The sequence below is a fragment of the Streptomyces sp. MBT53 genome (assembly GCF_016654115.1).
In the GTDB taxonomy this organism is placed as follows: domain Bacteria; phylum Actinomycetota; class Actinomycetes; order Streptomycetales; family Streptomycetaceae; genus Streptomyces.
In genome coordinates, this window is sequence record NZ_JAEQAZ010000453.1 from 1 (window position 1) to 1,728 (window position 1,728).

Here is a 1,728-nt window from a genome sequence, read left to right on the forward strand (position 1 = left end):
GGGCGGGGTGATCGCCGAGAACCTCACGGGGCTCGAGCAGGTGGTGGACCTCCCGGACCTGGAGTTGTTCCTGTTTCCGCTACGGCTGCCAGGGGCGGACGGCGCGCCGGTGCGGGCGGTGGCACGGGCGGTCTGATCCGTCCCGGAGGGGCGTTGTCAGACCCGGCCGTTACGTTTGGACCATGACTCGATTCGTTGTGGTGGCAGGCGCGTGGCTCGGTGCGTGGGCGTGGGACGAGGTGGTGCCCGAGCTGCGCGAGGCAGGGCACGAAGTGCATGCGCTGACCCTGTCCGGGCTGGCGGAGAAGCAGGGCGTGCCGGCCGGGCAGCAGACCCATGTCCAGGACATCGTCGACGAGGTCGAGCGCCTCGATCTCCGGGACGTGGTGCTGGTCGGGCACAGCTACTCCGGCGTCCCTGTCGGTCAGGCGGCGGAGCGGATCGGCGACCGACTGGCCCGGGTGGTGTTCGTCGACTCGAACGTACCGGTGGACAGGCAGTCGTTCCTGGACAGCTTCCCGAGCGACCACATCAGGAAGTCGCTCGACGAGAACGGGGGCGACTGGCCACCCCTGGACCCGGCCGACTACGCGGGCCAGGACCTCACGGACGAGCAGATCGCCCGCATCGTCACCGACGGGACCCCGCACCCCGGTGCCACCCTCACCGAACCGGCCGTCCTCGCCCGCCCGTTGGCCGACCTCCCGGCCACCTACGTCAAGTGCCTGCTCGACGGGGACGAGTTGCCGACTCCGGCGGACAAGCTGGTCGCGAGCGGACACTGGGAGCTGGTCCGCATGGAGACGGGCCACTGGCCGATGTTCTCCCGGCCCCGCGAACTGGCCCGCATCCTGGGCGAGTCGGCCACCCGCTCCTGAGGCACACCCACCCCCACGACGAGGATTCCGCATGACCTCCACGAAGAACGTCCTGGCCGTCGTCCCGCCCCACATCGGCGGTCGTACGGCGGGAGCCGGACTGGCGACCCTGCTGCCCGACGAAGTGCACGTCACCGTCGTGGAGGCGGTCGACGAGGACACCGCGCTCGTCGACGGCGACTGGGCGCTGCCCCGGCTGCAGAGTTCGCTGACCGAGCTGTCCGGCAAGACCCTCGGCATCATGGGACTGGGCGCCATCGGACAGCAAGTCGCCCGCCGGGCAGCCGCGTTCGACATGACCGTCGTCTACGCAGGCCGACGCCCCGTGCCCGAGGAGACGACGGCGCGGCTCGGCGGCGCCCGTCATGTCCCGCTCGACGAGCTGCTGCGGCTCTCCGACTATGTCACCCTGCACACGCCGCTCACCGACGAGACCCGGCACCTCCTGAACGCCGAGCGGCTCGCGCTGCTCAAGCCGACCGCGTTCATCGTCAACACCGCGCGGGGTGCGTTGATCGAGCGCGGGGTGCGGCGGGGACGGGGTTCCCGTGCCGGCGACCGACAGCGAACCGGGGCTGGCCGACACCGAGTCGGTCAGCCACCGTTGCGCGGTGGAGCCGTCGCGGACCTTGAGGACGATGTCGGCGCCGGGGTCCTTGGTGGTCGTGGTGAGCGCGAGCCCTGAGTCCCAGCGGGGCAGCAACTCGCCCTGCACGGTGAGGTCGTAGCGGACATCGTTGCCGCGCTTCGCCTTGGCGTCCACGCAGGTGCCGAGGACGACGACACCGGCGTCCGCGTGCGAGTCCAGGCACAGCCCGGAGTCCGCCGCGCTGCGCAACAGCCCGTCGGT

2 protein-coding genes are annotated in these 1,728 nt (G+C 71.2%); both read left to right on the plus strand.

The annotated features are described in order from the left end of the window. The first annotated feature begins 182 nt into the window (after positions 1-182). Positions 183-878, plus strand: a complete 696-nt coding sequence (locus tag JHN45_RS52110; protein ID WP_201056525.1) for an alpha/beta fold hydrolase — start codon at positions 183-185, stop codon at positions 876-878. A 31-nt stretch (positions 879-909) separates the two neighbouring features. Further along, positions 910-1,563 (plus strand): 2-hydroxyacid dehydrogenase, encoded by a 654-nt coding sequence (locus JHN45_RS52115; protein ID WP_236585077.1) that lies wholly within the window; start codon positions 910-912, stop codon positions 1,561-1,563. Positions 1,564-1,728 lie beyond the last annotated feature (165 nt).